The organism is Vibrio sp. HENC-03, from assembly GCF_000305755.2.
Classification (GTDB): domain Bacteria; phylum Pseudomonadota; class Gammaproteobacteria; order Enterobacterales; family Vibrionaceae; genus Vibrio; species Vibrio owensii.
In genome coordinates this window covers 26,602-53,213 of the sequence record NZ_JH976128.1, presented here as the reverse complement: position 1 = coordinate 53,213, position 26,612 = coordinate 26,602, and the positions used below count along the sequence as shown (strand labels likewise).

At 46.7% G+C, this 26,612-nt stretch carries 25 protein-coding genes and 1 riboswitch; of the genes, 19 read left to right on the top strand and 6 right to left on the bottom strand.

The features are described from left to right. Positions 1-4: 4 nt before the first annotated feature. From lpxD to VCHENC03_RS04805, 11 genes are all read left to right on the top strand, one after another. Positions 5-1,036, top strand: a complete 1,032-nt coding sequence (gene lpxD, locus VCHENC03_RS04755; protein WP_009707418.1) for a UDP-3-O-(3-hydroxymyristoyl)glucosamine N-acyltransferase — start codon at positions 5-7, stop codon at positions 1,034-1,036. A 174-nt stretch (positions 1,037-1,210) separates the two neighbouring features. Further along, on the top strand, positions 1,211-1,663 hold the full coding sequence (fabZ, locus tag VCHENC03_RS04760; RefSeq protein WP_009707417.1) for a 3-hydroxyacyl-ACP dehydratase FabZ: 453 nt from the start codon (positions 1,211-1,213) through the stop codon (positions 1,661-1,663). A 1-nt stretch (position 1,664) separates the two neighbouring features. Beyond that, positions 1,665-2,453: an acyl-ACP--UDP-N-acetylglucosamine O-acyltransferase gene (gene lpxA / locus VCHENC03_RS04765; RefSeq protein ID WP_009707416.1), complete on the top strand. Its 789-nt coding sequence runs from the start codon at positions 1,665-1,667 to the stop codon at positions 2,451-2,453. 170 nt (positions 2,454-2,623) lie between these two features. Beyond that, positions 2,624-3,763, top strand: coding sequence for a lipid-A-disaccharide synthase (lpxB, locus tag VCHENC03_RS27525; RefSeq protein WP_009707415.1), 1,140 nt, complete (start codon positions 2,624-2,626; stop codon positions 3,761-3,763). A 9-nt stretch (positions 3,764-3,772) separates the two neighbouring features. Beyond that, complete coding sequence (rnhB, locus tag VCHENC03_RS27520; protein ID WP_009707414.1) at positions 3,773-4,411, top strand: ribonuclease HII; 639 nt, start codon at positions 3,773-3,775, stop codon at positions 4,409-4,411. Between the two features lie 92 nt (positions 4,412-4,503). Next, positions 4,504-7,983 carry a DNA polymerase III subunit alpha gene (gene dnaE, locus VCHENC03_RS04780; protein WP_009707413.1) on the top strand — a complete coding sequence of 1,160 codons (3,480 nt, stop codon included), beginning with the start codon at positions 4,504-4,506 and terminating at the stop codon, positions 7,981-7,983. A gap of 46 nt (positions 7,984-8,029) precedes the next feature. After that, the gene (gene accA, locus VCHENC03_RS04785) at positions 8,030-8,989 is read left to right on the top strand and encodes an acetyl-CoA carboxylase carboxyl transferase subunit alpha (RefSeq protein ID WP_005436807.1); all 960 of its coding nucleotides are present in this window, start codon (positions 8,030-8,032) and stop codon (positions 8,987-8,989) included. Positions 8,990-9,092: 103 nt separating this feature from the next. After that, complete coding sequence (tilS, locus tag VCHENC03_RS04790) at positions 9,093-10,439, top strand: tRNA lysidine(34) synthetase TilS (protein WP_009707412.1); 1,347 nt, start codon at positions 9,093-9,095, stop codon at positions 10,437-10,439. A 64-nt stretch (positions 10,440-10,503) separates the two neighbouring features. Continuing rightward, entirely contained in the window at positions 10,504-10,818 is a 315-nt protein-coding gene (locus tag VCHENC03_RS04795; RefSeq protein ID WP_009707411.1) for a c-type cytochrome, read from the top strand. Between the two features lie 223 nt (positions 10,819-11,041). After that, a complete protein-coding gene (glnB, locus tag VCHENC03_RS04800; protein WP_005436810.1) occupies positions 11,042-11,380 on the top strand; it encodes a nitrogen regulatory protein P-II in 339 nt (112 codons plus the stop codon). 134 nt (positions 11,381-11,514) lie between these two features. Next, positions 11,515-12,363 carry an endonuclease/exonuclease/phosphatase family protein gene (locus VCHENC03_RS04805; RefSeq protein ID WP_009707409.1) on the top strand — a complete coding sequence of 283 codons (849 nt, stop codon included), beginning with the start codon at positions 11,515-11,517 and terminating at the stop codon, positions 12,361-12,363. Positions 12,364-12,390: 27 nt separating this feature from the next. Here the strand turns inward: VCHENC03_RS04805 and VCHENC03_RS04810 are convergent, their stop codons facing one another. From VCHENC03_RS04810 to gloB, 3 genes are all read right to left on the bottom strand, one after another. Beyond that, complete coding sequence (locus VCHENC03_RS04810) at positions 12,391-13,077, bottom strand: YIP1 family protein (RefSeq protein ID WP_005430220.1); 687 nt, start codon at positions 13,075-13,077, stop codon at positions 12,391-12,393. Then, positions 13,074-14,660 carry a lytic transglycosylase gene (locus VCHENC03_RS04815; RefSeq protein ID WP_009707408.1) on the bottom strand — a complete coding sequence of 529 codons (1,587 nt, stop codon included), beginning with the start codon at positions 14,658-14,660 and terminating at the stop codon, positions 13,074-13,076. The genes VCHENC03_RS04810 and VCHENC03_RS04815 overlap by 4 nt, the downstream gene beginning before the upstream one ends. Positions 14,661-14,913: 253 nt before the next feature. Next, entirely contained in the window at positions 14,914-15,672 is a 759-nt protein-coding gene (gene gloB / locus VCHENC03_RS04820; protein WP_020195503.1) for a hydroxyacylglutathione hydrolase, read from the bottom strand. A 39-nt stretch (positions 15,673-15,711) separates the two neighbouring features. On the opposite strand from gloB, the gene VCHENC03_RS04825 reads away from it, so the two are divergent. Next, entirely contained in the window at positions 15,712-16,467 is a 756-nt protein-coding gene (locus tag VCHENC03_RS04825) for a class I SAM-dependent methyltransferase (RefSeq protein ID WP_005436820.1), read from the top strand. Here the strand turns inward: VCHENC03_RS04825 and rnhA are convergent. Beyond that, positions 16,464-16,928 carry a ribonuclease HI gene (gene rnhA, locus VCHENC03_RS04830; protein ID WP_005446139.1) on the bottom strand — a complete coding sequence of 155 codons (465 nt, stop codon included), beginning with the start codon at positions 16,926-16,928 and terminating at the stop codon, positions 16,464-16,466. The two genes, VCHENC03_RS04825 and rnhA, sit on opposite strands and share 4 nt — an antisense overlap. A gap of 58 nt (positions 16,929-16,986) precedes the next feature. On the opposite strand from rnhA, the gene dnaQ reads away from it, so the two are divergent. The 5 genes from dnaQ to VCHENC03_RS04850 all read left to right on the top strand — a co-directional run bounded on the left by dnaQ (position 16,987) and on the right by VCHENC03_RS04850 (position 21,469). Continuing rightward, positions 16,987-17,703 (top strand): DNA polymerase III subunit epsilon, encoded by a 717-nt coding sequence (dnaQ, locus tag VCHENC03_RS04835; protein ID WP_005436825.1) that lies wholly within the window; start codon positions 16,987-16,989, stop codon positions 17,701-17,703. A gap of 15 nt (positions 17,704-17,718) precedes the next feature. Beyond that, complete coding sequence (locus VCHENC03_RS04840) at positions 17,719-18,969, top strand: TIGR03503 family protein (RefSeq protein WP_009707406.1); 1,251 nt, start codon at positions 17,719-17,721, stop codon at positions 18,967-18,969. Between the two features lie 221 nt (positions 18,970-19,190). Then, positions 19,191-19,267, top strand: a riboswitch (cyclic di-GMP riboswitch). 38 nt (positions 19,268-19,305) lie between these two features. Continuing rightward, complete coding sequence (locus VCHENC03_RS04845; protein ID WP_009707405.1) at positions 19,306-20,286, top strand: hypothetical protein; 981 nt, start codon at positions 19,306-19,308, stop codon at positions 20,284-20,286. Between the two features lie 354 nt (positions 20,287-20,640). Beyond that, a complete protein-coding gene (locus VCHENC03_RS28055; RefSeq protein WP_332307024.1) occupies positions 20,641-20,862 on the top strand; it encodes a DUF1353 domain-containing protein in 222 nt (73 codons plus the stop codon). A 343-nt stretch (positions 20,863-21,205) separates the two neighbouring features. After that, entirely contained in the window at positions 21,206-21,469 is a 264-nt protein-coding gene (locus VCHENC03_RS04850) for a hypothetical protein (RefSeq protein ID WP_005436833.1), read from the top strand. Positions 21,470-21,574: 105 nt separating this feature from the next. Here the strand turns inward: VCHENC03_RS04850 and fadE are convergent, their stop codons facing one another. Next, entirely contained in the window at positions 21,575-24,019 is a 2,445-nt protein-coding gene (gene fadE, locus VCHENC03_RS04855) for an acyl-CoA dehydrogenase FadE (RefSeq protein WP_009707403.1), read from the bottom strand. Positions 24,020-24,378: 359 nt separating this feature from the next. Here fadE and lpcA point away from each other — a divergent pair, with 359 nt between their 5' ends. Together lpcA and VCHENC03_RS04865 are read left to right on the top strand one after the other, a co-directional pair. Continuing rightward, the gene (lpcA, locus tag VCHENC03_RS04860) at positions 24,379-24,954 is read left to right on the top strand and encodes a D-sedoheptulose 7-phosphate isomerase (protein WP_005436835.1); all 576 of its coding nucleotides are present in this window, start codon (positions 24,379-24,381) and stop codon (positions 24,952-24,954) included. A 61-nt stretch (positions 24,955-25,015) separates the two neighbouring features. Then, a complete protein-coding gene (locus VCHENC03_RS04865) occupies positions 25,016-25,861 on the top strand; it encodes a class II glutamine amidotransferase (protein ID WP_005436836.1) in 846 nt (281 codons plus the stop codon). 84 nt (positions 25,862-25,945) lie between these two features. Here VCHENC03_RS04865 and purN read toward each other — a convergent pair whose 3' ends face one another. Further along, complete coding sequence (purN, locus tag VCHENC03_RS04870; RefSeq protein WP_009707402.1) at positions 25,946-26,584, bottom strand: phosphoribosylglycinamide formyltransferase; 639 nt, start codon at positions 26,582-26,584, stop codon at positions 25,946-25,948. Between the last annotated feature and the right edge of the window lie 28 nt (positions 26,585-26,612).

Here is a 26,612-nt window from a genome sequence, read left to right as displayed (position 1 = left end):
AGTTATGAAGACATTAACATTAGCCGAGTTGGCGACAATTACCGGGGGTGAGCTATTTGGTGACGAGTCTCTCGTCGTAAGCCGTGTAGCTCCAATGGATAAAGCACAAGAAGGTGATATCACTTTCTTGTCTAACCCAAAATACGCAAAACACCTTTCTGAGTGTCAAGCAACGGTTGTGATGGTGAAAGCTGAACACAAAGACCAGTGTGTAGGTAATGCACTGGTTGTGGCTGACCCTTATGTTGCATTCGCTCGTGTTGTTCAAGCAATGGACACCACGCCGAAGCCTGCAGATGAGATCGCACCAAGTGCCGTCATCGCAGCAGACGTGAAGATGGGTACTAACGTAACAGTCGGTGCAAACGCAGTGATTGAAACGGGTGTTGAACTAGGCGACAACGTAAGTATCGGCGCTGGTTGCTTTATCGGTAAGAACGCAAAGCTAGGTAACAACACCAAGCTTTGGGCTAATGTGACTATCTATCATGAAGTATCAATGGGCGATGACTGTCTGGTTCAATCTGGCACAGTCATTGGCTCTGATGGTTTCGGTTACGCTAACGACAAAGGCGAGTGGATTAAGATCCCTCAACTTGGCTCAGTGCGTATCGGTAACCGCGTTGAGATTGGTGCATGTACTACGATTGACCGTGGTGCACTTGAAGACACCATTATCGAAGACAACGTAATTCTTGATAACCAGCTTCAAATCGCTCATAACGTGCAGATCGGATATGGTACCGTGATGCCAGGTGGTACTATTGTCGCTGGCAGTACCAAAATTGGTAAATACTGTCAGATCGGCGGCGCGTCGGTTCTTAACGGACATATCACGATTGCAGATGGCGTAGCTATCACCGGTATGGGCATGGTTATGCGCAGTATCGAAGAGAAAGGCTTGTATTCGTCAGGTATTCCACTGCAAACGAACCGAGAGTGGCGTAAAACGGCAACTCGAGTTCATCGCATTGACGATATGAACAAACGCCTGAAAGCTGTTGAGAAACAGCTGGAACCGAAAGAAGAATCTTAGTTCCATAATTCTGAACAAAGACTCGCGAAATGCGGGTCTTTTTCTTCTATAATGACGCGCTATAAGTAGATTTATCACCAAGCTGGTATACACTTTGCAGGCATTTCCTGATTAAGTGGCTTTTGCCGCTGCCTTGCCATCTTGGTTGTTGAGTATTGATATAGGAAGACGACTTTGACTACTGAAAAGAAAACGATGAACATCTCTGAAATTCAAGAGCTACTACCTCATCGCTACCCATTCTTATTGATCGACCGAGTGATTGACTTCCAAGAAGAGAAGTACCTTCACGCGATTAAAAACGTGTCGGTTAACGAACCTCAGTTCACAGGTCACTTTCCACAACTGCCAGTTTTCCCGGGTGTTCTTATTCTGGAAGCGATGGCGCAGGCGACAGGCTTACTTGCATTTAAATCATTTGGTGCGCCAACTGAAAACGAACTGTACTACTTTGCAAGTGTTGACGGTGCAAAATTCCGTAAACCAGTAGTACCAGGCGATCAAATGATTATTGAAGTAGAATTTTTGAAAGAGCGTCGCGGCATTGCTGCATTCAAAGGTGTAGCGAAGGTTGACGGCGAAGTAGTATGTTCAGCAGAGCTGAAGTGTGCTCGTCGAGAGTTTTAATATGATTCATGAAACCGCTAAAATCCACCCTGCTGCGGTGGTAGAAGAAGGCGCGAAAATTGGCGCTAACGTGACTGTTGGTCCATTCACTTACATCACCTCAACGGTAGAAATCGGTGAAGGTACTGAAGTGATGTCTCACGTAGTGATCAAAGGTCACACCACAATTGGTAAAGACAACCGCATTTTCCCACACGCTGTTATTGGTGAAGAAAACCAAGACAAGAAGTACGGTGGCGAAGATACAACAGTGGTTATCGGTGACCGCAACGTGATTCGTGAAGCGGTTCAGATTCACCGTGGTACGGTTCAAGACAAAGCAACAACAGTGATTGGTGATGACAACCTGCTTTGTGTAAATGCACACATCGCACACGACGTTATCGTTGGTAACCATACTCACATTGGTAACAATGCGATTCTTGGTGGTCACGTAACGGTTGATGATCATGCAGGTGTGATGGCGCTTTCTGCGATTCATCCGTTCTGTACGGTTGGCGCTTACGCATACGTTGGCGGCTGTTCTGCTGTTGTTCAAGACGTACCAGCATACGTACTTGCTCAAGGTAACCACGCAACACCATTTGGTTTGAACTTGGTTGGCCTGAAGCGTAACGGTTTCGAAAAACCAGAAATTCGTGCGCTACAAAAAGCGTACAAAGAAATCTACCGTTCAGGTAAGACTCTGGAAGAAGTGAAACCAATCCTAGCTGAAATGGCACAAGAGTGGCCGGCAGTGAAACGTTTCTCAGATATTCTGGAAACAACGGAACGTGGCATTATTCGTTAATCAACGAATGAGCGGTTAAATTGAAAAGATCGCGCCCAAATTGGGCTGCGGTCTTTTTGTGTTTTATGGATAACGGATTGTACGCTGCAGATTGTGCGGCTACTGCGGTTTATGTGTCTACATAGTTTAAAACGTTACCCATAGCGCACAGGAAAAATAGCGAAGTAGATATGGAAAGACCATTACGTATCGGCATCATTGCCGGAGAATTGTCTGGCGACACGCTAGGTGAAGGCTTTATCAAGGCAGTAAAACAACAATACCCAGACGCAGAGTTTGTTGGTATTGGTGGCCCTAAGATGATCGCGCAAGGCTGTGAGTCTCTGTTCGATATGGAAGAACTTGCTGTAATGGGCCTAGTGGAAGTGCTAGGTCGCTTGCCAAGACTACTGAAAGTCAAAGCGCAACTTGTGAAGTATTTCACCGAGAATCCACCAGATGTTTTCATCGGAATTGACGCTCCAGATTTTAACTTGCGAGTTGAGCTAGACCTGAAAAATGCGGGCATTAAAACCGTGCATTACGTCAGTCCTTCGGTTTGGGCTTGGCGTCAAAAGCGTATCTTCAATATTGAAGCCGCAACCAATCTGGTACTGGCATTCCTACCGTTTGAAAAAGCGTTCTACGACAAATTCAATGTACCTTGTGAATTCATTGGTCACACATTGGCAGATGCTATTCCACTGCAATCGGACAAAGCACCTGCACGTGAACTGCTTGGTTTAGAACAAGACAAACAATGGTTAGCGGTACTTCCGGGTAGCCGTGGCAGCGAGCTGAAAATGCTCTCTCAACCGTTTATTGAAACCTGTAAAAAACTGCATCAAAAATTCCCAGATCTTGGCTTCGTCGTTGCACTAGTAAACCAGAAACGTCGTGAACAATTTGAGCACGCGTGGAAAGAATACGCGCCAGAGCTTGATTTCAAGCTGGTGGATGATACGGCGCGTAACGTAATTACTGCTTCTGACGCGGTGATGTTAGCCTCGGGCACCGTTGCACTTGAATGTATGTTGCTTAAACGCCCAATGGTGGTGGGTTACCGTGTTAATGCTGTAACGGCATTCCTTGCTAAGCGACTATTGAAAACCAAATACGTGTCGCTGCCGAACATTTTGGCTGACACCGAACTTGTAAAAGAATATCTGCAAGAAGATTGCACGCCAGAAAATCTATTCAATGAAGTGTCTCGTTTATTAGAGAGCGACAACCGAGAAATGTTGGATAAGTTTACTGAAATGCATCATTGGATTCGTAAAGATGCGGATCAACAAGCCGCGAATGCGGTTCTAAAACTGATTAATAAATAGAGATTTACCATGGCTGTAAAACCAAAAACGACCAAAGCAAAAGTAGAACTACCACCGTTTGAATACCCGCAAGGCTATCAGCTGGTTGCGGGTGTCGATGAGGTAGGGCGTGGTCCTTTGGTGGGTGATGTTGTTACCGCAGCGGTCATCTTAGATCCAAACAACCCAATTGAAGGTTTGAACGATTCTAAAAAGCTGAGCGAGAAAAAGCGCCTTGCACTGCTGCCAGAAATCAAAGAGAAAGCCCTAGCATGGGCGGTAGGTCGCTGTTCTCCTGAAGAGATTGATGAGCTCAACATCTTGCAAGCGACCATGGTTGCGATGCAACGTGCAATTTCCGGTTTGAAAGTGCAGCCAGATTTAGCGCTTATCGACGGCAACCGCTGCCCACAACTTCCGATGGACTCGCAAGCCGTCGTGAAGGGCGACTTACGCGTAGCGGAAATCAGTGCGGCTTCTATCATTGCCAAAGTGGTTCGTGACCAAGAAATGGAAGAGTTGGATAAACAATATCCGCAATTTGGTTTTGCTAAGCACAAAGGTTATCCAACCAAAGCGCACTTTGAAGCGATTGAGCAACACGGTGTCATCAGTGAGCACCGTAAGAGCTTCAAACCCGTGAAGAAAGCGCTCGGCATCGAAGAATAAAGCAAAGTAATAGAATGGGCGTTTCGGTGTTATAAACCACGCCCGCTTTAGGTTAGAATCCCAATCAAGATATAGTTTTACGGTACCTGTTAATGTCAGATCCCAAGTTCATTCACCTAAGAATCCACAGTGATTTCTCTATGGTGGACGGTATCAACAAAGTTCCACCGCTCGTTAAGAAAGTCGCCGAACTCGGTATGCCTGCAATGGCGCTGACCGATTTCACTAACCTGTGTGGTTTGGTGAAATACTATGGCACCGCACACGGCAGTGGTGTGAAGCCAATCATCGGTGCAGACTTCAAAATGCAATCGGATGAGTTTGGTGAGGAGCTGACGCAATTAACGTTACTCGCAGCAAACAACGAAGGTTATAAAAACCTGACTTTGCTGATCTCAAAAGCTTACCTTCGTGGTCATGTACAACACCAACCGGTGCTCGACAAAGCTTGGTTGGCTGAACTATCAGAAGGTTTGATCGTTCTTTCAGGCGCGAAAAACGGTGAAATCGGTAAAGCATTGCTAAAAGGCAACCGCAAAGTTGTCGACAGTTGTGTCGAGTTTTACAACCAATACTTTCCAGACCGCTTCTACCTAGAGTTGGTTCGTACTGGTCGTCCAGACGAAGAAACTTACCTGCACTTTGCGATTGAATTGGCAGAAGAGGTTGAGCTGCCAGTCGTTGCAACCAACGAAGTCGTTTTCATCAGTGAAGACTTGTTTGACGCCCATGAAATCCGCGTTGCGATCCACGATGGTTACACCCTAGAAGATCCGCGTCGTCCAAAGAACTACAGCCCAGAACAATACCTGCGTACTGAAGAGGAAATGTGCGAGCTGTTTGCCGACATTCCGGAAGCGTTAGAAAACAGCGTTGAAATTGCGAAGCGTTGTAACGTGACAGTACGTCTTGGTGAATACTTCCTTCCAGCCTTCCCAACTGAAGGTATGGAAGAGACCGACTTCTTGGTCATGAAGTCTCGTGAAGGTCTGGAAGAGCGCCTAGAGTTCCTATTCCCAGATGAGGAAGAGCGCAAGCAGCGTCGTCCTGAATACGATGATCGTCTGCAAATCGAACTTGACGTAATCAACCAAATGGGGTTCCCAGGTTACTTCTTGATCGTAATGGAGTTCATCCAATGGTCGAAAGACAACGCGATTCCGGTAGGTCCGGGTCGTGGCTCAGGTGCTGGTTCTTTGGTGGCATACGCATTGAAGATCACCGACCTTGATCCACTTGAATACGACCTTCTATTCGAACGTTTCTTGAACCCAGAACGTGTATCCATGCCCGATTTCGATGTCGACTTCTGTATGGATAAGCGTGACCAAGTAATTGATCACGTAGCGGAAATGTATGGCCGTGATGCGGTATCTCAGATCATCACCTTCGGTACCATGGCGGCGAAAGCGGTAATCCGCGACGTAGGCCGTGTACTTGGCCACCCGTTTGGCTTTGTTGATCGTATTTCAAAACTGGTTCCGCCTGATCCGGGCATGACGCTGGAAAAAGCGTTCAAAGCTGAGCCTGCACTGCCTGAGTTGTATGACGCAGACGAAGAAGTGAAAGAGCTTATCGACATGTGTCGCCTCCTTGAAGGTTGTACACGTAACGCCGGTAAGCACGCGGGTGGTGTTGTAATCTCACCAACCACCATTACAGACTTCGCGCCGATTTATGCCGACTCGGAAGGCCACTTCCCAGTTACTCAGTTCGATAAGAACGACGTGGAAACCGCCGGCCTGGTTAAGTTTGACTTCTTGGGCCTACGTACCCTAACCATCATTGACTGGGCGTTGGGTCTGATTAACCCGCGTCTAGAACGTGAAGGTAAAGCTCCTGTTCGCATCGAATCGATTCCACTGGATGATGCGGCGTCATTCCGTTTGCTGCAAAACTCAGAAACCACTGCGGTATTCCAGCTTGAATCGCGCGGTATGAAAGAGCTGATTAAACGTCTGCAACCGGACTGTTTTGAAGACATCATTGCATTGGTGGCACTGTTCCGCCCAGGGCCGCTTCAGTCGGGCATGGTAGATAACTTTATCGACCGTAAGCACGGTCGTGAGGCGATCTCTTATCCTGATGAAAAGTGGCAACACGAATCGCTTAAAGAGATTCTGGATCCGACTTACGGCATCATCCTGTATCAAGAACAGGTAATGCAGATCGCACAGGTGCTGTCTGGCTACACCCTTGGTGGTGCGGACATGCTTCGTCGTGCGATGGGTAAGAAAAAACCGGAAGAGATGGCGAAACAGCGTGCAACCTTCGAAGAGGGAGCAATTGCCAACGGCGTCGATGGCGAGTTGGCGATGAAGATCTTCGACTTGGTAGAGAAGTTCGCTGGTTACGGCTTTAACAAATCTCACTCGGCAGCCTACGCATTGGTTTCGTACCAAACGCTATGGCTTAAGATGCACTATCCAGCAGAATTCATGGCAGCGGTAATGACCGCCGATATGGATAACACTGAGAAAGTGGTTGGCCTAGTTGACGAATGTTTCCGCATGAAGCTCACCGTGCTTCCACCAGACATCAATGCTGGTTTGTACCGCTTTAATGTCGATGAGAATGGCGCGATTGTTTACGGCATCGGCGCGATCAAAGGTGTGGGTGAAGGTCCAATCGATGCAATCTTAGAAGCGCGCAACAAAGGTGGTCACTTCATTGACCTATTTGACTTCTGTGCGCGAATCGACCTGAAAAAGGTCAACAAGCGTGTTATCGAAAAACTGATTTACGCGGGCGCACTCGACAGGCTAGGTCCACATCGCGCGGCGCTAATGGCATCGCTTAATGATGCGGTGAAAGCGGCAAGCCAACACCACCAAGCGGAAGCCTTTGGTCAAACCGATATGTTCGGTGTATTGACTGATGCGCCAGAAGAGGTGGAACACAAATATACTCAAGTGCCAGCGTGGCCAGAGAAAGTATGGTTAGAGGGTGAACGTGAGACGCTCGGTTTATATTTGACCGGCCACCCAGTTAACGCATACATAAAGGAACTAAATAAGTACGTCAGTTGTCGACTAAAAGACGCAACCCCAACTCGTCGCGATCAATCCGTAACAGTCGCGGGTCTTGTTATTGCAGCTCGCGTGATGACAACCAAACGCGGTACGCGTATCGGTATCATGACTCTGGACGACCGAAGTGGTCGAATGGAGGTGATGTTGTTCTCGGATGCGCTTGATAGGTATGCAGAACTTCTCGAAAAAGATAAAATTCTGGTTGTTTCTGGACAGGTCAGCTTTGATGACTTCAACGGTGGCCTTAAAATGTCGGCGCGTGAAGTTATGGATCTGGGTACCGCACGTGAGAAATACGCACGTGGTTTGTCGGTATCTATTGATGCTAGCCAGATCAACGATAAATTCTTTGAGCAATTTACTCGTATTTTAGAACCGCACAAAGCCGGAACCGTACCTGTCAATGTATACTACCAGCGTGCCGACGCCAGAGCGCGGTTAACATTGGGCACCGAATGGCGAGTAACGCCAACAGATACATTACTAGACGATTTAAAACAGTTGCTTGGCAAAGGCCAAGTAGAACTCGAATTTAACTAAAAATTCAGCGCAATATGTAAGACGCTGAGTAAAAAAGGATTCATAGATGAGCCTAAACTTTCTTGAATTTGAAAAGCCAATCGCAGAACTAGAAGCGAAAATCGAAGCGCTACGTGACGTATCTCGTCACGGTGGTGATTCTGCGGTTGACCTTGATAAAGAAATCGAACAGCTTGAGAAAAAGAGCCTAGAACTTAAGAAGAAAACCTTCAGCAATCTAGGTGCATGGGAAACAGCTCAACTGGCTCGTCACCCTTTACGTCCATACACGCTAGATTACATCAAGCACGCATTTGATGAATTTGACGAACTAGCGGGTGACCGCGCGTTTGCTGACGACAAAGCGATCGTTGGTGGTATTGCACGTCTTGAAGGTCGCCCAGTGATGATCATTGGTCACCAGAAAGGCCGTGAGACCAAAGAAAAAGTAAAACGTAACTTTGGTATGCCTAAACCAGAAGGTTACCGTAAAGCGCTACGTTTGATGGAAATGGCTGAGCGTTTCAACATGCCTATCATCACTTTCATCGACACGGCAGGTGCATACCCAGGTGTTGGCGCGGAAGAGCGTGGCCAATCTGAAGCGATCGCGAAGAACCTAAAAGTGATGTCTGGTCTTAAAGTACCAGTAATCTGTAACGTTGTTGGCGAAGGCGGTTCAGGCGGTGCACTTGCAATTGGTGTAGGTGACTACGTGAACATGCTTCAGTACTCAACGTACTCAGTAATTTCTCCAGAAGGTTGTGCTTCAATCCTGTGGCGTGATTCAGACAAAGCACCACAAGCAGCAGACGCGATGGGCCTAACCGCTCCACGTCTAAAAGAGCTTGAGCTTATCGATGAAATCATCGAAGAACCACTAGGTGGTGCACATCGTGACCACGTTCAAATGGCTGAAAACATGAAAGCAAACTTGCTTCGTCAGCTAGAAGACCTAGAACAACTGGATCACGAAACGCTACTTGAGCGTCGTTACCAGCGTCTAATGAACTACGGTTACTGCTAATTACAGCTGTCGCTAGGTGCTAGCTGAATTCTCGCTAGATTACAGATAAAATAGAAAGGGTTGGGCATACGTCCAACCCTTTTTTGTTTCTATCGGATGATTTATGGAATCGCTTTACTCGCAATTTGCTCAAGTTCTTGATCGTTATTACCAATCAGGCACCAAGATTGTCTTGGCGTTTAGTGGTGGGGTGGATTCGCGTTTACTACTCGAGCTGCTTAGCCGTTATCGCCAAGCGCATTCGATAGACAATCAATCAGTAGATTCTAAATCCGTTAGCTGCCACGCGGTGTACGTACATCATGGTTTGAGTACGAATGCGGACGACTGGGCAAATCAATGTTTAGTTTGGGCTCAGCAAGCGGGAATCTCATGCTCGGTTGAGCACGTGAACTTAGACATCAACAGCGGCGAAAGTATCGAGTTGTTGGCACGTGAAGCTCGTTACCAAGCCTTAGAAAAGCATGTCCAAATGGGGGACTTATTGCTGACAGGGCAACATGCCGATGACCAAGTGGAAACCTTCTTGTTAGCACTTAAACGGGGCAGCGGGCCAAAGGGGTTATCATCGATGGCTGAAAGCATGCCGTTTGCTGATGGCACATTAGTTCGCCCACTACTGGCCGTTAAGCGAGAGCAAATCGAAGCGACAGCCAGAGAACAAAAGCTGGATTGGGTAGAAGACGAAAGCAACCAAGATACTCGTTACGATCGTAACTTCCTACGTCATCGTATAGTGCCAGAACTTTCTGAACGTTGGCCGAGCATCCATCAAGCGGTGCAGCGCAGTGCGAGTTTGTGCGCGCAGCAAGAAGCTTTGCTGGACGAGTTGCTTAGCGCAGTGTTTGAGCGTGCTCTGCAAAGTGATTTGAGTCTGAGTATTGAAGAATTAGCTACGCACAGTGAATTGGCTCGTGCGCGATTGGTTCGTATGTGGTTGGCTAAGCTAAATGCCAATATGCCAACCCAAGTGCAACTCAATTTAATTTGGAATGAAGTCGGATTGGCGCAGCAAGATGCTAACCCTAAGCTGCAACTTAAGCAGGGGGAAGTACGCCGTTTTCAAAATCGCCTTTATTGGGTCACTGAAACAGCTGATGTCACGACGTGGCAGAGTAAAATTCAAACCGATACTGCTTTGGTATTGCCTGAGCGACTCGGAGAGCTCACTTTGAGTACCCGCTCAGAACAAGCTACCATTGCTATCCCGCCTCAGCCAGATCTATTACGAGTGACGTTTAATCCAGAAGGGCTCTCTGCGCACCCAACCACTCGTAACCATAGCCGTAAGCTGAAGAAGTTATTCCAAGAATACAATGTGCCGAGTTGGCTGCGCCGCCAGATCCCGATTCTGATGTACCAAGATCAGGTGGTGGCGGTCGGCGATTTGTTTGTTGATCAAGCCTTCAGTGGTCAAGATTGTGAACTTATCTGGCGCAAGTCGTTGTAATTCATGCCACAATGTTGATTATAAAATATAAAAATCCTTAAATAATAATCGATTAGGTGAAGCAATGAAGAAAACAATCATGGGCGCAATGGTGGCGCTAACCATGTTAAGTGGGCAAGCTCTGGCGGCAGGTGATGTAGCCGCAGGGCAAGCAAAAGCGGGCGTATGTGCTGCTTGTCATGGCGCGGATGGTATCGCGGTGATTCCTGGTTATCCAAATCTGAAAGGCCAGAATGAGCAATACATCGTAAGTTCAATCAAGGCGTACAAAGCGGGTCAACGCACAGGTGGTCTTGCCGCAGTGATGCAAGCGCAAGCGAATCTACTGTCAGACGAAGATATCGCAAACTTAGCAGCGTACTACGCAAGCTTGAAGTAAGCGCGGGTATAACCCAGATAAAGATTTAGACCAAGCCAGAGCCAGTGCTCTGGTTTTTTCGTTTCGGGCATGCGGGATTGCTGACTGCGCGACTTTGTTACATTCATCCGCAAATAAATTCCACCAGTGTCAGGATTTTCAGGTGCTTGGTGACAACAAGGATTGAATGTTGTGAGACGCTAACCGATAATATGCGCAAACGATTGAAGCTTAAGGGATGAACATGAAAAAGATTGAAGCGATTATCAAGCCATTCAAATTGGATGATGTTCGAGAAGCATTGGCTGAAGTAGGCATTACAGGGATGACCGTCTCTGAAGTGAAAGGCTTTGGTCGTCAGAAAGGTCACACTGAACTGTACCGTGGTGCTGAGTACATGGTGGATTTCCTTCCTAAAGTGAAGCTAGAAATCGTAGTGACAGAAGACGTTGCAGACAAGTGTGTCGAAACCATCATTGAAACGGCGCAAACCGGTAAGATTGGTGATGGTAAGATCTTCGTAACCGACGTAGAGCGTGTAGTACGTATCCGTACAGGTGAAGAAGACGAAGACGCGATCTAATCTTTATCCAGATAGATATAAGATTTCACTACAGCATGTGGTGAAAATTTGAGTAAGCTAAAAGGGAGCCGAGAATGGCTCCTTTTTTATTGCTCGTATTTTTGATTCCATTTTATTTGCATTCAGGTAGGTCTATGTATCAGCGTTTAGCTTTTGCGTTAGTTTTTCTCATTATCGCTGGGTTTGTGAGTTTTCAGGTGATCTTTACTGTGCCGGAACAACCACAGATTGTTACTCAAACAGGGACGAACATTACTCAAGACATCCGCTGTATGGAGTTTAATAAGCCACAAGCGATTGATAAGGATGGTGAGCTTAACGTTTTGGTATGGAACATTTATAAGCAAAACAGAGACAACTGGCAACAAGCGCTCGATGCTTTCTCTGCCAATAAACAACTGTTGCTTTTACAAGAAGCCAGTTTGACTGATGAGTTTAAAAACTGGCTGGTGGAAGGCCATTGGATGAGCAACCAAGTAAGCGCGTTTAAGGCGCTTGGAAGTGGTGCAGGGGTAATCAGTATTGCGCAAAAAGAGCCAATTCGTGCTTGTGCATACACTTCTAAAGAACCATGGCTGCGTTTGCCAAAGTCGGCTCTGTACAGCAAGTATCAACTTAGCAATGGCGAGACCCTAGCCGTGGTAAATATTCATGCGATTAACTTTACCGTTGGCACTGAAGAGTACACTTCACAGTTGTCTGGTTTAGAAATGGTTCTAAAAGAGCACAAAGGCCCAATTTTGTTTGCGGGAGATTTCAACAGCTGGAGTGAGGACCGTGTGAAAGCAATGAAGACGGCTCTCCAAAAGGCAGACCTACAAGAAGCGAAATTCAGTCAAGATAATCGCACTCAGTTCATTACCGGATTACCACTCGACCACGTCTTTTACCGAGGTCTGACCCTCAAAAACGCGAAAGCGCCGCAGAGCGACGCTTCCGATCATAATCCATTATTGGTGTCGTTTACGCTTAACGACCAGTAAGGACTCTTATGAGCTCGCTTAAATGGCTTAAGCAATAACGATGTACAACGCCCAAATCACGTAAAACGCAATCCAAGGCAGGCTCGAAATCACAAGAGCCTGTCCACGTTCAAACTCTGTCCAAGTCAGAACCACACCATAGCCCAATACAATGTACCAAGGCAGCAGCAGCGGTAGTGAGCTAGCAAAGTGCGACCACTCGTTGGTCAAAGGCAGTTTCAACAAACCATTTAGGCTGTTTAAATCCGCCGCGTACGTCATTACCTGACCGTGTTTCAGTAACAGGCTCGCATAGCTTGCGATGTCGCCTAAAACCGCAGGGAACAGGATTGCAGAAGCCGCTGCAAACCATTTCCAATAGCCGTATTGTTGTTTGCTTGCTTTAGTCGCTAGGAAGAACCACAACGCCAAAAGCAGCAGAGTCGCAAAGCGGTTAAACACATCATTGATGATCGCACTTGCCATCAGCGTGTTTGGTTCCAACAGTTCAATCTGCTTAGGATCGACCTGTTGGAATTGAGCCGTTAATTGTTCACTTAGCCAAGTGAAATCCACATTCGAGAAATAGGCACCCCAGAATAGGAATGGGCTGAGCATCAAAAAGATGAACGGTTGCCACCCCCAGCCTCCACGCTGATACAGCGCTAGGAAGCACGATGTTGGAGAACGGAAAATATCCAACAACATTACAAGCGGGTTACTCGATGGGTTCATACACTTACCTTAGTTACGTCAACATACAACTTAAGCTTCTGACCTGGTTTCAGGTACTTCTGCTTTTGAAGAGAATTCCATTTCACGATGTCGTTGCTCTTCACCTTAAACTTGCTCGCAATGCCACTGATGGTGTCGCCAGAACGCACGTCATAGAACACTGTGCGAATTACTGCGCCTTTATCTGAGTTTTTCCAGATCACCAGTTTTTGGCCAACGCGCAAGGTGTCTTTTGGTCCCATGCCGTTCCATTTCGCCAGAGACTTATGAGAAACCTTGTTCTCTTTTGCGATAGACCACAAGCTCTCGCCAGATTGCACAACGTGAGTCAGTTTGAATTGACCGCGAGCTTGAGATTGCGTTTTGTTTAGGCGATTTTCGGCGGTTAACGCGTACTTAGCATCGTCTTTTGTTGACGTTGGGATCATTAGGTACTGACCAACGCGAATATTGCTGTTTTTTAGGCCGTTAGCACGTTGGATAACTTTGGTTGTCGTACCGTACTTCTGAGCCAATACGCTGAGTGAGTCACCAGACTTCACTTGGTAGCGTGCGACCTTCATACCTTTACCACGGTTCTTCTTCACCTGAGCAAGGAACTGATCCTTTTTCTCGATAGGAATAAGAAGCTGGTGCGGGCCATTCGGTGCTGTCGACCATTGGTTGTAAGCTGGGTTGTAACCTTGCAGTTCTTTCACACCAATGCCTGCGTAGTCTGCCGCAATTGCGAGATCCAATTGTTCTTTTGGATCGACTTGCGTAAGCACAGGTTTGTTCGGGATCGGTGGAATGTCGATGCCGTACTTATCTTGGTTCGCAATGATGTCTGCAAGCGCAAGTAGCTTAGGAACGTAACTGCTGGTCTCTTTTGGAAGATCTAGAGAGAAGAAGTCCGTAGGTTTACCTAGCTTTTTGTTCTTACGAATCGCGCTTGATACACGACCGCCACCACTGTTGTAAGCAGCAATCGCTTGGTCCCAGTTACCGTCAAAGCGCTTGCTTTGTTGCTCTAAGTAATCAAGTGCTGCATCTGTCGCTGCGTACACATCACGACGACCGTCGTACCAGTAGTTCTGCTCTAGGCCCATCATCTTGCCGGTGCCAGGAACGAACTGCCAAAGACCTGCCGCACTACCGTGTGAGTACGCGAATGGGTCAAATGAGCTCTCTACGATAGGTAGAAGCGCCAATTCCATTGGAAGACCACGTTCTTCAATGCGTTTTGTAATCATGTACAAAAACGGCTGTGCACGCTCAGAAACGGTGCGCAGGTGGTTAGGGTGCTTCAGATACCATGTACGGTAGTAAGCGACTTTCTTGTTGTCTGGGATGTCCATTTCAAGCTGCATGCCGATACGACGCCATACATCTTCTTGTTCCTGAGGAGAAAGGGTTTTCGGCGTCTCTTTAGCAGGTTTCTTCGCTATCGATTGCTTTTTCTCGGAGTCCGCTTGAGCCGCGTCTTGTTTTACCGCTTGCTCGGACTTATTGGTTTCTGGTGTTGGTGTGTTTGTTGAATCTGACTGTGTCAATTGACAGCCAGAAAGTAGTAACGCCAACGCCCAACTGTACTTTAAACGCATGGATTCAGCCTATTTAGGGCCTGTTTATCTTCTCCTGCCTGTCGCGCAGCTAAGGTGCGTGGCAGTCGCAAGATAATAGACATCTTGTAACACTAACTAAGGGTAGGGCGCGAAAGCCGCTACTTTTATGCGATTGGGTGAAATACAAACAGCTTTATATCAGCCCCAAACGCAATAGAAGCGCCAGAGGCGCTTCTATGAAAATCAGCTCACGATAATACTTGCGTCGAGCAAAGTTACAAGCAGAAATTGGTTAAAATTCGTTCTTCCACTCACGTAAAGCTGTAAAAACCGAGCATGGGTCGCTATTTTCGATACGGTTTGTTACAGATTTTATGACCTCTGCGTTGGTTGCACGCAGGAATGGGTTGATTAACTTCTCTTTGCGAAGCGTGGTAGGAATGGTTGGAATGTTTAATCCGCGTAGTCGGTTTACGTCATCACGGTACTGACGTAAGTGCTCATTGTCTGGCTCAACCGCTAGGGCAAAGGCTACGTTACTTGCGGTGTATTCGTGCGCGCAGAACACTTCGGTCTCTTCTGGGAGCTTCATAATTTTGCTTAGTGACTCGAACATCTGCTCTGGTGTGCCTTCAAAAATACGACCACAACCTGCAGAGAACAGCACATCACCACAGAACAACTTACCGTCACCAGCGTAGCCGATGTGACCAAGCGTGTGACCCGGCAAACCTAGCACCATGAAGATTTCTCCGAAAAGCTCAAGCTTATCGCCTTCTTCCATGGCATTGGTCAATGTTGGGATAGGTTCCGCTTTTGGCCCAACAACAGAAACATGAGGAAAAGCATGAACTAAATCTGGAACGCCACCAATGTGATCGTTGTGGTGGTGCGTAATTAAGATCGCTTCTAAAGTTAACTCGTTAGCCTGCAAATATTCTAACACTGGCTTAGCATCGCCCGGATCGACCACGGCACATCGCTTGTCGCTATTTTGTATCAGCCAGATGTAATTATCATTAAATGCGGGTATGCTTTTGATCTCTAACACGATTCGTTCTCCGTCACCCTTTATATAGTCAGGTGGTTAATGAAACCAGCACTCAGCAACAAAACTTTACAGCACCCGTCGACTTGGTCAGACATGAACAATGGGCCGTGGGTACTTGAGTCAATCCAAACCCGACTTGATGAGTGGTGTCCGAAACTGTTCGGTTACCACATGTTGAAATTGGGTGGTTTGAGCTGTGAGCTAACCAGCTGTAGTTGTAACATTCAACACCAAGTCAACGTAGATATCCAGAACCCGTTGCATAATGTCATTGCAGATGGTTACGAATTGCCCTTTTTAGAAAAAAGCTTTGATGTTGTGGTGCTTGCTCATCAGCTTGACTATGCAAGTGATCCCCATCGACTGCTGCGCGAAGTTGATCGCGTCATGATGGATGATGGTTATCTTATTATTACGGGGTTCAATCCGATCAGTCTCACTGGGTTAGCGAGTTTATTGCCTTGGCGAAGAAATAATTTGCCATGGAGTGGTCGCATGTTCACGGTGAACCGGATTAAAGACTGGTTAGGGGTATTGAACTACCAAGTGATTCACTGCGATCGCTATGCGCTGTTTCCAATGACGCGTTACAAAACCATGTGGACGTGGCTAGAGAACAGTTTGGGTGATTGGGCATCACCGGCGGGGAGTTTGTACTATATCGTGGCTCGTAAACGAACGTACCCTCTCAAGCCTATCAAGCCGCATTGGCGCTTGAAGAGAAAGCTAACACCACTTGGCGTGATGAACAGAGAGGGCAGTGCAGTGAAAAAGGTTTCAAGCAGTAAAAACTAGGACGCTTGATACCCTGTATCTTCTTCAGTTGGGTTTTCTGCGGCAGCGCGCGCTAGCTCATCACAGATTTCATTTTCACGATGACCTGCATGGCCCTTAACCCAATGCCAATCAACTTGATGGCGAGCGGTTTCTTTATCGAGCGCTTGCCACAAATCAGCATTCTTCACTGGCTTTTTATCCGCTGTTTTCCAGCCACGTTTCTTCCAGTTGTGAATCCACTGCGTAATGCCTTGGCGCACGTACTGGCTATCCGTCGTTAACGTCACTTGGCATGGCTCTTTTAGCGTTTGAAGTGCCACCACGGCGGCCAACATTTCCATGCGGTTATTCGTGGTCAGCGTGTAGCCTTTCGCGAGGGTCTTTTCCGTTTGCTTGTAACGCAAGACAATGCCGTAACCGCCAGGGCCCGGATTGCCTAAACAAGATCCATCAGTGAAAATCTCAACGTGTTTGGTCATATTTTTGGTACTATTAGCCGAAACATTTAATAAAGCATAGTCTGACACACATAACCTTATGAATACCAGCAGCAATTCTGAACATAATCGTATTGTCGTTCTCGATACCGAAACCACGGGTATGAACCTAGAAGGTGGTCCTCACTACATGGGTCACCGCATCGTCGAAATTGGTGCCGTGGAGATCATCAACCGTAAGCTGACTGGTCGTCACTTTCACGTTTACTTAAAGCCTGATCGTGAAATCCAACCAGACGCGATTGGAGTTCACGGTATTACGGATGAATTCTTGGTCGATAAGCCAGAATACTCTGCCGTACACCAAGAGTTTCTAGATTTCATTAAAGGCGCCGAGCTGGTTGCCCACAACGCGCCCTTCGATACCGGCTTCATGGATTACGAGTTTGAAATGCTCAATCCAAGCATTGGTAAGACGGATGATTACTGTAAGGTGACCGATACCCTTGCCATGGCGAAGAAAATCTTCCCGGGCAAGCGAAACAACCTTGACGTATTGTGTGAACGTTACGGTATTGATAACTCACACCGTACTCTCCACGGGGCATTGCTCGATGCGGAGATTCTAGCCGACGTTTACCTATTGATGACAGGTGGACAAACTAGCCTAGAATTTAATGCCAATAAAAAAGACGGTGAAGCGGAAGGCATTCGTCGTGTTGAAGGAAGAAAAGCGCTAAAGGTTTTGCGTGCAACTGCCGATGAAGTAGAAGCACACCAGAAAAGACTCGAACTGGTGAACGACAGTATTTGGTAGTAAATAGGAGAGACTATGTTGAGGGCTTTGTCAGTCGCTATTTTAGCGTTCTGGAGTTGTTTCGCGTTTGCCGCGAGCGAGTCCGCCATGTCTTTGTTAGATAACCGCTTTCGTGTCGATCCAACCATCGAACAGATTACTTTTTTGGTTTATCGTGAACAGAGCTCTCAGCCCGTCGTCCTTGTCCGCCCTGACGGTAAAAAGTACTATGCTTGGGGCACCTACGACAACGTTCGTTGGTATCAAGAATCTTCCCTCGATATTATTTCGATAGATAAACCCATGCCAGGTCCGTGGCAGGCTGTCGGAAAAGTCACCCCGAAAAACAACATTCGTCTGATCTCACACTTAAAGCTCAGTACCGATGTGTTCCCAAATCGCCTTTATCAGAATGAAGCCCTCAAGTTCACCGCGCGTTTGACTTCAGACGATAAGCCGCTCGTACTGCGTGATTTCCTAGACCGCGTAAATCTGCGTGTCACCTTCACTAAGTTTGTAGAAAACGAAGACGAACTGATCAAAGAAGCGCGTCCTGTACCTATGGTGATTGGCGAGTTTGCTGATGATGGCCGCGGGCTAGATGAAAAAGCTGGCGACGGTGTGTTTACCGTTCAACTGCCAATTGATATCGAGCCGGGTAAATACCGTGCACGTATTACGTCGGGCAATGGCGTATTTTTGCGAGCTCAGGAGCAAGTGGTACTGGTGTACCCATCGCCAATTACGCGCACCTTTATTCAAGCACGTCATGCAGACCAACCACACCAGCTGGTGGTTAGCGGTGAGCAAGGCATGATCACGCCGGGATCCATTGCGGTGAATGTAGAGCAAGAAGCACCAGACGGTTTCATCAGCTACAGCCAAGGTCAAGTGTCTGCTGACGGTACCAAAACCACGCTTAATATGGATAACGATCCAGAGTTAGGTAAGTACTCATGGCATGGTGAAGTCTTTGCCACAGACCTAGCAACCAAGCGCTCATTAGTCTTCCCAATCAAAGAACAGTCATTCAGCGTCGTCGATGAAGTGGATCTAGAAGCTGCACGCTTAGCGAAACAAGCTGAGATCGCCGAGCAACGCCGCATCGAAATGGAAAAACGCATCATCGCCGAACGTGAAGCCGAACGTAAACGCAGCATGATCATCATTGCCATCGGCAACGTGATTGCTTTGATTCTGGTGATTCTATTTTGGATTATCTGGAGCAAGCTCAAAGCCAAACGCCAAGCCATGCCAGAGATGCAGTTGGAAGTGCCTAAGAAGTAGGGCGCAAGAATTTAAATTGAAAACGGAGTCGATTGGCTCCGTTTTTTTGGAAGATATGACAATAATATGAACTTAAGTGAGTATTAATGACTTACCAATAATAAGTGTATTGTTGCGCATAAAGTGATGTAAGTATTGTTTTATCAATAAAGCTCAATTAACTAATACTAAATTGGTATTAAGAGCTTGAATAGTAATCCTAATGTACTAAATTTATGCCAACTCATTAAGGGCAAACCAATCGTGAGGTTGGGACGCAAAGTGACAGCACAGGGATACTGTGGGCTGCATTGCTGAGTGTATTTTGATGGATCAATAATTACACGAGAGCATATAATGAGAAACTCTACTTCTAAAAGCCTTTTGGCTCTTTCCATATTAGCTATTTCTACAGGGGCACAAGCTGCCACGTCCGTTGAAACTTGTACACTCGACTTCCAAGGCAACATCAACGCATTGGTTGATATTGATGGTGAACTGCATGCCATCGCTAAACTGAAAGGCGAGAGTGACAACAAGTTTACATACGGAGATTCGATTGAGCGAAAAGGACACTTAACAACAACGTTCAGTTTAGTTTTTGACGATACTAACTGTGGCTTTAGTCCAACTAGCGTCGAACCTCTGGCGAGTCAAGATGAAGGTAAGCCGTGGAAGCAATTCCAGATGGTTCAAGATCAACGTCGTGAAGTGACTGCTCAAGTCAGTTTTGAACAAGACATCCCAATGTTTACTGCTGATGGGCGAGTTCCTGACAGTAAACTTGTTCGACCATTTGCATTTGAACTGGATGACGGTAAGTGGCGTCCGATAAAGACTGAAATCACTAAAGGAAATGGGTCTCTGCCGCCTGCTAAGGTCGGTAACCGTAGTATGAGTCAGAACAGTGACGGTGGTGATTGGCGCTATCAATTAGCGGAAGTCAGTCAAGATGGTCGACTTCTGACAGCATCAACTTTTGTAAACAACCCAATCACTTTCAAAAATGGTGATGTCTTAGATAAAGACACTAAATTTGCAGTTCTTTGGCAAGTGAGAAGAAGCTGTGATGTGAATAAAGGTGCTTGTAATAACAAAACGGCAAGTACGCTAACTCTAGAGAAGTCGGGTAAAGTCATCACTTCAGAACAGATTAAGCGCAATCCATCCAATAATGCTGGTGGCATGGGCTTAGGTACATTCGACCAAATTATCTACAATGCGGACGCAACGATGGCGCAAGTCAGCAGTGTCATTGAAGTTGCAGATGATACTTATCTTTTGTCTGGTAAATCCGTTTCAGGGAAGGCGATGGTAGCGAAGGTAACCTTCGAGTAGGCCAAAGGTATCAATTGGGTTAATTATGAATATTGGGGAGCTTTGGCTCCCTTTTTGTTTTAAATCGAATGTAAAATGGCGGAGTCACTACAACAATGAGTTGGCAAAAAACTACCTAAGGAAAGTCTCAGAGAAGCTTTAGGTTAAGCACCTCAAAGAAGCTAGGTGACTAGGAGGCCTCTTATGAAGTACAAAAAACGTCGGACGTACAAATATAACCTTCATTCCGAAGAACAGGTTGAAACCGGTATTACACTCACACAGCCTTTCGATAGTCCGTTTCTGAGTCTATCTGAGCAAGGGTTGCTGACGATTAAGAAAGGTTAGTCTTGGGATGGAGCTAGTGGCCCAGCGATTGATACCAAGAACATTCTTAAAGCTTCTCTGGTTCATGACGCGTTATACCAGTTGATGAGAGAAGAAGTGCTACCTCAAAGCAGTCGAGAGCAAGCGGATAGGCTTCTGCCTCAAATATGTCTTGAACATGGCATGTCGAATTTTAGAGCGACGTACATCTATTACGGAGTCAGAGTATTTGGCGGATGTTTTTCTAAACCGGATCTTTTGTCTGCCTAGTTAAGCTCTCTTGGTGAGTAGATTCTGAATCATGTTCGTTCCTCACTGTTCAGAATTACGGAAATCCAGAAACACTTCGCGTGTAGCAACCTGATAACTCAAAGTAAACCGTCACTCTAGCGAGCTCCAGCGAGACTAAGAATCTATTGTTAGCGCGCTGGGGCGTTTGTTTCTTCACCCTCTACAGAGTACTCGGCAGTAGATCCTACTTTGCACACTCAATCACTTCGCGGTTCCTTTACGTATCTATGTTAGACTCTCGCCATCAGCTATATGAATGACTTCTCATTTGTTTACCTGAGGGCAGCAATTGGGCTGCTGTATTCTTATTAAAGGCACAAAAATGAGCAAATTAACTTCAGCTGAACGTAAAGCACGTGACAACGAACGTTTCTCACAACGCGTGAGTGAGCGCCGTGAAAAAGGTGAAGATGTCGTTGCGTACGCATTGGCGAACAAAAAAGCGGTGAAGTTCCTGACTAAGTCAGAGAAGAAAGCATTGAACGAACGCAAAGCGACGCTTCAAGAAGAACTTAAGCTGAAAGAGCAGGAAGAACTGCGCAGAATTGAACAGTCGTTTATTGTTGAAGAAGATAACGAACAATAAACGCTTCTTTGCGATCGCCGTGTTGTGCGAAGCAGAGATTCAATAAAAAACGGGAGCTTCGGCTCCCGTTTTGCTTTCCTATTTATCGTTTAAGCCATCATTCGCTTAAGCGACGTTTTCCATCTGAGGGTACAGCGGCTTTGCGGCCAATAGTTCTGGCTCAAAATCGTCTACGTTGATGGTGTCTAGGCGGTGTTGCTCTGCTTCTCTCAGCAAATCAGCTTCTTCTTGGGTAATGAAGCCTTGCTCTAGACCTTCTTGAGCAATCATATCCAAACGCATGAATGGACGGCGTTTACCTTGCTCTTTGCATACCTTGTCGAACACAGGTTCAGCTTGAAGAATCACAGACAGTGCCAGTTCAATTTTACCTGCTGCGTTGTGTTCCGTCGGTTCTAGGTACTGACCACGACCAATACGTGAACGTGTTGCACTTGGCGTTTGTAGAATACGAGCTACTTTGCTGTCTAGCTTGTCGCTTGGTGCTTTACGTACGCGGCCAAATGGCATGATCAATACACGCAGTGCACGACCAATTGCTTTGTTCGGGAAGTTCGCTAGGAACTCATCAACTGCCGCTTCAGTTTGCTTCAAGCTGTCTTGCAAGCCCCAATGTACTAATGGCAAATCTTCAACCGGACGGCCATCTTGCTCAAAGCGTTTCAATGTTGCGGAGCTCAGGTATAGCTGACTTAGAATATCACCAAGACGTGCAGACAGACGCTCTTTACGTTTCAACGAACCACCTAGTACTGCCATCGAGATATCCGACAGCAGAGCAAGGTTTGCGCTGTAACGGTTCAATTGTTGGTAGTAACGCTTGGTTGCGTCTTTGGTTGGTGATGAAGAACCTAGACCGTCACTTAGACCAAACCAAATACTGCGCACTAGGTTACTCATGGTGAAGCTCACGTGACCCGCTAGTGCTTTGTCGAACTTCTCAACCGCGTCGCCAGCGTCAGAGTAAGCCGCGTTCATCTCTTCAAGAACGTAAGGGTGACAACGAATTGCGCCTTGACCGAAGATGATCATTGAACGAGTTAGGATGTTCGCACCCTCTACGGTTACCGCGATTGGCGCGCCTTGGTAACCACGCGCTAGGAAGTTAGAAGGACCCATACAGATGCCTTTACCACCTACGATGTCCATCGCGTCGATGATGCTTTGTTGGCCTCGATGCGTACAGTGGTACTTCACGATAGCTGAGATAACCGAAGGCTTTTCACCTAGATCGATACCTGCCACAGTTAGGTTGCTTGCTGCATCCATCACGTAAGCATTACCACCAAGACGCGCTAATGGCTCTTCAACGCCTTCCATGTGACCGATAGGCTGTTTGAACTGACGACGAATGCGCGAGTAAGCACCTGTCGCCATCGCTGCAGTTTTAATGCCGCCTGTTGAGTTTGAAGGTAGCGTGATACCACGACCAACCGATAGACACTCAACCAGCATACGCCAGCCTTGGCCTGCCATTTTCTCGCCGCCGATGATGAAGTCCATTGGTACGAAGATGTCTTTACCGCGAGTTGGGCCATTTTGGAATGGTACGTTAAGCGGGAAGTGACGGTTACCAATCTCAACGCCTTTAAGGTCAGTTGGGATTAGAGCACAAGTGATACCAAGATCTTCTTGGTCACCTAGTAAGCCTTCTGGGTCACGCAGTTTGAATGCAAGACCAAGAACCGTTGCGACTGGCGCTAGAGTGATGTAACGCTTGTTCCAAGTTAGACGCATACCAAGGACTTCTTCACCTTGCCATTCGCCTTTGCATACCACGCCGTAATCTGGAATAGAACCCGCATCGGAACCTGCTTCTGGGCTAGTCAGTGCGAAACACGGAATTTCTTTACCTTCTGCTAGGCGCGGTAGGTAATGATTTTTTTGTTCTTCTGTACCGTAGTGTTGTAGAAGTTCACCAGGGCCTAACGAGTTTGGTACGCCAACGGTAGAAGACAGCACGCCAGATACGCCAGTGAGTTTTTGCAGTACTAAAGATTGCGCGTATGCAGAGAATTCTAGGCCTCCGTATTTCTTTTTGATGATCATGGCGAAGAATTTGTTGTCTTTCAGGTATTGCCACACTTCTGGTGGAAGGTCAGCCAGCTCGTGTGTTACTTGGAAGTCACTCACCATGGCACACACTTCGTTTACTGGGCCATCTAGGAAAGCTTGCTCTTCTTTGCTCAGCTTAGGCGCTTTGATTGCGTGAAGCTTTTGCCATTCCGGTTTGCCTTTGAATAGCTCGGCTTCCCACCAAACTGTACCAGCGTCCAATGCTTCTTTCTCGGTTTGAGACATAGCAGGCAGGACTTTCTTAAACATAACGAGTGCTTTGCGGCTAATGAGGGATTGGCGAATGCTAGAAACCGCGAACACTGCAACAGCAAGAACGTAAAGTGCCCAGCCAATAACACCAACTGAGCCTGCGATAGTCAGTGCTAGCATGGCAGCAGTTAGCAGACTGACGGATTTCACGAGTGACATTCTGTGGTAAAGCGTAATGCCTAATACAACTGTCATCGCTACGATTGAGAGCAAGATGTCCATATGTTTTTTCCTTTTCAGACTTTAATTATGTTGTACGTCTGTATTTTGGTAAGAGGTCTAACCAGTTCTCATAAGTGTAATCAAAATATTAATAAAATGTAAAACCCAAGATTGAGTAAAAAGTGATCTAAGTAGAGTTAAAATTCTAAAGTTGGGAGTTGGGTGATGATTTCGTAAGCAAGTTAACAAGTTTATTACCACGATGAATCCAAATCTGTTGGTTCGCTATCGACACTAATTCTCGTTTGTGGGTAAACTCAGAGTAATGAACTGTCCGGTGTGAATTTCGCATCAGAACAATTTGCCAAGTGAGAAGCGGAAACGCTCCGCTGTGGCCGAAATAATAAAGAGAACGTCTTATGTACCAAGATCTGATTAGAAGTGAATTAAACGAAGCTGCTGAAGTTCTGAATAAGTTTTTAAGTGATGACCACAATATTGCGCAAATCGAAGCGGCAGCGAAAATGATTGCTGACTCATTCAAGCAAGATGGTAAAGTGTTGTCGTGCGGTAACGGTGGTTCTCACTGTGACTCCATGCACTTTGCAGAAGAGCTAACAGGTCGTTACCGTGAAAACCGCCCAGGTTACGCTGGTATCGCTATTTCAGATCCAAGCCACCTTTCTTGTGTCAGTAACGACTTTGGCTATGATTTCGTATTTTCTCGTTACGTAGAAGCGGTTGGTCGCAAAGGTGACGTTCTGTTTGGTTTGTCGACTTCTGGCAACTCAGGCAACATCCTAAAAGCGATTGAAGCGGCACAAGCGAAAGGTATGAAGACGATCGCGTTAACGGGTAAAGATGGCGGTAAAATGGCAGGTCTTGCAGACATCGAGATCCGCGTACCACACTTTGGTTACGCAGACCGTATCCAAGAAGTGCACATTAAGATCATTCACATCATCATTCAGTTGATCGAAAAAGAGATGGAATAAGATTTACAACTAAGCCGAATACTGGCTTAGTTGTGTTTTAAGGTAAGGAGTTCGTTAAACCATGTGTGAATTGCTCGGCATGAGCGCAAATGTTCCTACAGATATTTGTTTCAGTTTTACAGGCTTGATGCAGCGCGGTGGTCGCACTGGCCCGCATCGTGATGGCTGGGGAATCACTTTCTATGAAGGAAAGGGGTTCCGTACTTTCAAAGATCCAAACCCAAGTTGTGACTCGAAAATTGCTGAGTTAGTGCAAAACTACCCGATCAAAAGTCGTGCGGTGGTCAGCCATATTCGTCAGGCAAACCGAGGCGGTGTGAACTTAGAAAATACACACCCGTTTACGCGTGAGCTTTGGGGACGTTATTGGACTTTTGCACACAATGGTCAGCTAACTGACTACCAAGATTTGTATACGGGTCGTCACCGTCCGGTCGGAGAAACCGACAGTGAGATGGCTTTCTGTTGGCTACTCAAGCAGATGGAAGACAAATACCCTGAGCCTCCTCAAGATATGGAAGCGGTCTTTGCTTATGTTGCCCAGTGCTGCGATAAGTTGAAAGAAAAGGGCGTGTTTAACATGCTGCTCAGCGACGGTGAGTTCGTGATGACTTACTGTACCAACCATCTTTACTGGATAACGCGTCGAGCACCATTTGGCAAGGCGGCTCTGTTGGATGAAGATGTAGAAATCAACTTCCAAGAAGAGACGACACCAAACGATGTGGTTTCTGTGATTGCGACTCAGCCTTTAACGGGCAATGAGACTTGGCATCGAATGAAGCCGGGCGAGTATGGCTTGTTCCATGTTGGTGAATTGATATTGAACAACGCCGAAGCGCTAACGGATGTACCGTTTGCCGCGCCGAAGCCGGGTAACCAAGCGCCGACTGAGCCGTTGGAGTGATGGTTTTCTCGCAGTAAAACATTTGAATAAAACAAAAGGCAGCCTGATGGCTGCCTTTTTGCGTTTGGTGTTTGGAGTTAAGAGTTACTCGGCAGCGTAACCGTGCGCACCTAGCTCAATACCATCGAGATACGCTTTGCCCTCCGTCATCGATAATCGCCCTTCGACTAACCACTTCGTCACCATTGGGTAGATGTTGTGCTCTTGAGTCTGAACGCGTGCGGCGAGTGCATCTGCGTCATCGTCTTCAAACACCGGTACTTTAGCTTGTAGCACAACAGGGCCACCGTCTAATTCTTCTGTGACAAAGTGAACGCTGGTGCCGTGCTCTTTGTCTCCGGCATCAATGGCACGCTGGTGGGTGTGTAAACCCGGATACTTAGGCAATAGAGAAGGGTGGATGTTGATCATCTTACCCAGATAATGGGAAACAAACGCACTGCTGAGAATACGCATATAACCAGCCAATACAATCACGTCTGGTTGGTATTCATCAATTTGCTTCATCAGTTCGGCATCAAAGTCTTCACGAGATTCAAATGCTTTAGGATCGACAAAGTGACCATTCACATCAAACTGTTTTGCACGCTCCAAACCGTAGGCATCAGCTTTGTTAGAAAAAACCGCTGCCACTTGTGCGTTTGGCATGTTGGCTTCACAGGCTTCAAGTATTGCTTGTAGGTTACTGCCGTTACCCGAAATGAGGACCACTATGTTTTTCATGATATTGAGACTGCCTTGATACTGTAGG